This window comes from Bartonella sp. CL266QHHD (genome assembly GCF_042195355.1).
GTDB lineage: Bacteria > Pseudomonadota > Alphaproteobacteria > Rhizobiales > Rhizobiaceae > Bartonella.
In genome coordinates this window covers 1-4,569 of the sequence record NZ_JBHIOD010000047.1, presented here as the reverse complement: position 1 = coordinate 4,569, position 4,569 = coordinate 1, and the positions used below count along the sequence as shown (strand labels likewise).

At 38.6% G+C, this 4,569-nt stretch carries 6 protein-coding genes and 2 pseudogenes; 3 read left to right on the top strand and 5 right to left on the bottom strand.

Features of this window, described 5'->3' with window-relative positions:
• On the bottom strand, positions 1–372 hold a 372-nt coding region (locus ACFIK7_RS06600; RefSeq protein WP_375663128.1), incomplete at its 3' end, for a phage baseplate assembly protein V.
• Positions 353–901, bottom strand: a complete 549-nt coding sequence (locus ACFIK7_RS06595; RefSeq protein WP_375663127.1) for a hypothetical protein — start codon at positions 899–901, stop codon at positions 353–355. The genes ACFIK7_RS06600 and ACFIK7_RS06595, both read right to left, overlap by 20 nt.
• A 52-nt stretch (positions 902–953) precedes the next feature.
• Here ACFIK7_RS06595 and ACFIK7_RS06590 point away from each other — a divergent pair, with 52 nt between their 5' ends.
• Positions 954–1,268, top strand: a complete 315-nt coding sequence (locus ACFIK7_RS06590) for a type II toxin-antitoxin system RelE/ParE family toxin (protein WP_375663126.1) — start codon at positions 954–956, stop codon at positions 1,266–1,268.
• Between the two features lie 16 nt (positions 1,269–1,284).
• Positions 1,285–1,581, top strand: a complete 297-nt coding sequence (locus ACFIK7_RS06585; protein ID WP_004861504.1) for a HigA family addiction module antitoxin — start codon at positions 1,285–1,287, stop codon at positions 1,579–1,581.
• 44 nt (positions 1,582–1,625) lie between these two features.
• Here the strand turns inward: ACFIK7_RS06585 and ACFIK7_RS06580 are convergent.
• A pseudogene (locus ACFIK7_RS06580) lies at positions 1,626–1,904 on the bottom strand (hypothetical protein).
• Positions 1,901–2,620 (bottom strand): annotated as a pseudogene (locus ACFIK7_RS06575) (antA/AntB antirepressor family protein). Before ACFIK7_RS06575 ends, ACFIK7_RS06580 begins: the two co-directional pseudogenes overlap by 4 nt.
• 381 nt (positions 2,621–3,001) lie before the next feature.
• On the opposite strand from ACFIK7_RS06575, the gene ACFIK7_RS06570 reads away from it, so the two are divergent.
• Positions 3,002–4,087: a hypothetical protein gene (locus ACFIK7_RS06570; protein ID WP_375663125.1), complete on the top strand. Its 1,086-nt coding sequence runs from the start codon at positions 3,002–3,004 to the stop codon at positions 4,085–4,087.
• Positions 4,088–4,114: 27 nt separating this feature from the next.
• Here the strand turns inward: ACFIK7_RS06570 and ACFIK7_RS06565 are convergent, their stop codons facing one another.
• A complete protein-coding gene (locus ACFIK7_RS06565; protein WP_375663124.1) occupies positions 4,115–4,471 on the bottom strand; it encodes a hypothetical protein in 357 nt (118 codons plus the stop codon).
• Between the last annotated feature and the right edge of the window lie 98 nt (positions 4,472–4,569).

Below are 4,569 nucleotides of genomic sequence, written 5' to 3'. Positions count from 1 at the left end.
GATGTGAATTCCATAAGTATTTTGTTCATCATCATATTCAAGGCTGGTTCCATCAGGGTATATCGTTCGGTGAATGCTGCCCTTATCGGCTGCTTGATTAGCATCGGTATGAAGTGAACCAACAATCACCCCTTGTGATAAATCTCCGGATGACGAGACAACAATCACTTGCTCTCCAACATCGCGCCCTTCATAAGAGCGTGTTTTACCGGCGCGGGCTTGTGTGTCTGGAATCCAGTCACTGACAAGATTGCCACTTTTTATCCGATAGCGTGCGTTTTTATGGTCGACATGGCTAATTTTTCCCACCACAACCATATTGGCCACACGTCTCTTTAGATCTGTGATTTCTTTATCGCGCCGCTCTAACATGAGTAACCTCGATTTTATGGTATTTATCTTTATTTCTCACGCCTGTTTCTGGTTCAAAGCTTAAGAAAGGTTCAACGATTCTTGCTGTTACACTGCCGTCTTCTTCATCCATGTTGGGGATATTTGTCACATAAATGACTTCAAAGGTTAAAATTGCACCATGGAGTGCTAAGGCGCCATTATCGCCAAAGGCAAAAGCAATATTTTGCAGGCGGCATGTCTCAACGGTATTGTTGAGATTGGGATTAGCGTAGAAAACCTCCTCAACTTCCCATGCTAATTGGTCAACAAAGCGTGCACCATCTTCACATGTCGCATAACATTCAACATCTAGCGTTAAAACACGCCGCCTTATTCCATAATCATAGCCATCTTCAATCGTTTCACTTTGTGTTGAGATATTAATTGCAGGCGTGTTCTCAACGGAAAAGTTGAAATCACGCATATTGAAAACATTGTCACCAGCTGCTGTTTTTGCTGCTTTAATCAACGCAACAAATGTTTCTCTTATCGTCTCTCTAGGATGCATGGGGGCTCCTGTTATTTAACATTTATCCTTTTCTTTATGTTGGTATCGTGTTATGATACGTAAAAGAACGAATAAAGGTGATTTGGTGATTGAATCTTTTGCTGATAAGCGGTGTAAAGATCTTTTAGAAGGCAATCCGCCCAGAGGCTTGCCCACCACTCTAGTGCGTATAGCCCAAAGAAAATTGTTTATGCTCGATAAAGCAGTTGATCTTAAAGATTTGCGTAGTCCTCCGGGAAATCGCCTAGAAGCATTGAAAGGAGAGCGTAAAGGTCAATATTCTATCCGTATTAATGACCAGTTTCGTATTTGTTTTGAATGGCGCTCTAATGGCGCCTATGAAGTTGAAATCGTAGATTATCATTGATCTGTAGGAGGTCGAGATGAAAAATTATATAGCGATTCATCCCGGAGAAATTTTACGAGAGGAATATTTAAAAGAATATGCTCTCTCTGCTTATGCTCTTGCAAAAGCATTAAATGTTCCACGCACGAGAATAGAACGTATTGTTGCTGAAAATAGTCCAGTGACTCCCGATACAGCACTAAGATTAGCCTATTTTTTTGATACTACTGCTGAATTTTGGCTTAACATGCAAGCTGCTTATGACGTTAGTATATTACAAACTGAAAAAGCAGACGAATTTGCCAAAATCAATAAATTTGAATGTAGGGTTTAACCACTCCCCATTTTAAGAACAGGGAGGGGAGTTGTGTTTTTAAGTTAAGCAGCTTTTACAACAGGACTTTCCAAAGTAGGAGCATAAGCTTGCAATAACGGATTCATGCTATGCGGTAGTTCTGAAGTTCCAAAACCTGTAAGAACTGCAAGAATCTTTGTAATATTCGGCACCTCATCTTGAAGTTTTAAAATCAAAGCTTTTTCTATTGCATCCATGGTCTCAATGAGAGCATTAAAAGCTTTATCTTCGACATCATCACGATCAGAAAATTAAAACAATGCCATCCATAAATCGCACAAAAAATCGATACTGGTATTCATTGCCCCCCCCAAAAGATTTGCTCTCTTAAACATGCTAATCCTCTGGATGTGATTTTCGTTGAAGGCAGCACCTTTACTGTACCATCCGGTCTTTGAATAGTAATAGCAGGACAATCCATAAATCCTTTCTTGATCTTGTCCTGATAAGGTAACAGAGGCGCCCCTGGAGCCCGTCGATACACCCAATCATGTTTACGCAAGTAATCAGTTAAGTCCTTAGGTCGTACCTCTAACATCTTTTCTGCTTCAATAAGACCAAACAAACCATCAGAGCGTTTTAAACCATCAAGTGCTTCTGCTTTTGGTGCTAATTCAGCAATAACATGATCTTTCTGCTCTATTTGATTTTGTAGGTGATTCAAGACACCAAGTAATGCTTCAGGTTTGGAGTAGTCAACTTGTGGTGTCACTACTTGTTTCAAAAGCCGTTCACATTTGTTAAAGTATTGACGTGCTTCATGCCCTTTATCATTACGCTCTATCATCGAAAGATGTTTAGCTATGTCTAACGTAATGTGGTATTATTTTACCTTTCCACCGCTTACTAAATTTTTAGTAAGCGTTATAAAGTTTATATTTTCCTGAAATTTACATTCTTTAATGCGATTTTTAATCCAATTTCTAAATTCAGACTTTATTTCCAAAAACGCATGCAAATCACGCGCGTTAACAGTTTGAATTGTTTCTTGGCCAATAGTTTGTTCTTTAATTTCTATAGAGTATTCATAATGAACTCCTTACTACTTAGATGTTTTTCATTGACTCTTTAATTAGAAAGTGCTGGGTGCTCAAAAACACGGTAGTAAGTCCATCGTTATGCTTTCCTATGAAGGTGTTTTATAGCATAACCACACCCCACAAGATCACTATATGCGAGTAACATACAATGAGTCAAAGCCTTTAATGTGCGAAAATAAACTATCTCGGTAGCTTATCCGCTTAGTATTTAAGGTGTTCGTTAGGTTCCTGTTTCGATTATTCATACTCCTGTAATAATATCACTTTTTTCTAAAAATCATAAGCACATATTTACTTTATTTGTCGACTCACTTTAGATTTTCCAGCTTAGTTTTTTATTTATAGTGGAGGGGACAATAATGCTCGACATACTTAATACAATTGCGATGATCGTATGTTTGTTGTCGTTACCGGTGATGGTTGTCGGACTTGTTTTAGTGTGTATAAAAAAATGGCGTAAAAATGGATTGAAAACCCTTGGTATTGGAGTCTTATTATTTCTCGGCTCTGCAATATTAGGTGCGTTTTTTTTTCACAAAATCAAACCAGATCAAGTTGCGTACAATAATGAAATTTTTTCCTCCTCCTCGACTTTATTAATAGATGTTGCTACTCAAAATGAAAGCGTGACAAAGGCACTACCTGAGAATACTGATAAGCAAAGTATCCATGTTCAAGATAAAAAGTCAGACGAAAATGATGGTCTAGGTTTTTGGGGATGGTTCAGGTTAATTTTCTTTGCATTTATTGCATTGTCTATTTTTGTTCATTGGCAAGATAAACGCAACAAACGTTTTAAAGAAAAAGTTTCAGAGCAGGTTTTAATGCCTCCCCCCCATATCCATCCTTCTTCTGATTTATCAGTTGTTAATAAAATGTCGCCGGAACTTGAAAAAAAACGGTTAGAAAAGAGGGTACAGATCGTTCTCCTTTGTGCTCTACTGATTGGAGGCATTGTGGTAACAGTAACTATTACGCCGTGGTTATTAGTACCCATTTTTATTGTTTTAATTTTTGTTATTATTGCCTATCGTGAGACAAAAAAGGAAAAAAGCTTTGAGCAAGAAGTTGCTCTGTGGCAATCAGATATTCCTCCCTCTAATTTTGAGGAAGCATGTGAAATGTTTCAAGAACTTGACGCAAGTGAATATGATTATCGTTTAGTACAAAATGAAAAACTGTTGGGAGTTCAAGAACGCGTTACCTTTGATATTGGCGAAAAGAATCCAATTTTAGGACGTCTTTTAGTAACAAATCAAGCTATTGTATTTGAAAGCCCTGAAGATAATGAAAGGACTACTTGGGCAAGAATTGCATCAGTAACTATAACATACCAAGAATGTCACATCAGTCACCGTACCGGCGCACCATGGAATTATCGATTTAGTGCTATTCCAAATCCAAGGTTTGCAGCAGTAATCCGAGTTCTTGGGCAGCCTTATTGATTTTTAAACACACCAAATAAAGATGCCTCATTGTTTTATCTCCCGCAAGATAAGCTTATACATACCGGATTCTGAGGCTTGGACATCTGTGATCACGAAGTGCTCTTGAGAAGAGGGAGCTTTGCTGTTTTCAGGGGAAATGATTACAACACTATCTTGAGGGTTTGGTGGTATTCCGCCGATATCATTGATACAAAGATCAAGTTCCTTTCTTGCAATTGTGGTAGAGATTCTGCCACCGGCGTCCGATTCTGAATGCTTAATGCCGTAAATCGCTGTGATACGAAAAGATTGCTGGTTGTCTTTTCGCGTGTAGATGATGGGCTGCCCAAAAGTGTTGCGTACATCTTTAACCATTTGGTTTAGCAGCCCGTGCCATCGCATGTTATTTCGCTCCAATCACTGCTTTAAACAGCATTTCAGGGCGTGTACAGATGTAAAGCGGATAGCTATAGACCTCCGGTTTTACCCATGCATTACGG

Excerpts from the sequence above, each read along its gene's own strand:
- ACFIK7_RS06595 (WP_375663127.1), bottom strand. The coding sequence starts at position 901 with ATGCATCCTAGAGAGACGATAAGAGAAACATTTGTTGCGTTGATTAAA.
- ACFIK7_RS06590 (WP_375663126.1), top strand. The coding sequence starts at position 954 with ATGATACGTAAAAGAACGAATAAAGGTGATTTGGTGATTGAATCTTTT.
- ACFIK7_RS06585 (WP_004861504.1), top strand. The coding sequence starts at position 1,285 with ATGAAAAATTATATAGCGATTCATCCCGGAGAAATTTTACGAGAGGAA.
- ACFIK7_RS06570 (WP_375663125.1), top strand. The coding sequence starts at position 3,002 with ATGCTCGACATACTTAATACAATTGCGATGATCGTATGTTTGTTGTCG.
- ACFIK7_RS06565 (WP_375663124.1), bottom strand. The coding sequence starts at position 4,471 with ATGCGATGGCACGGGCTGCTAAACCAAATGGTTAAAGATGTACGCAAC.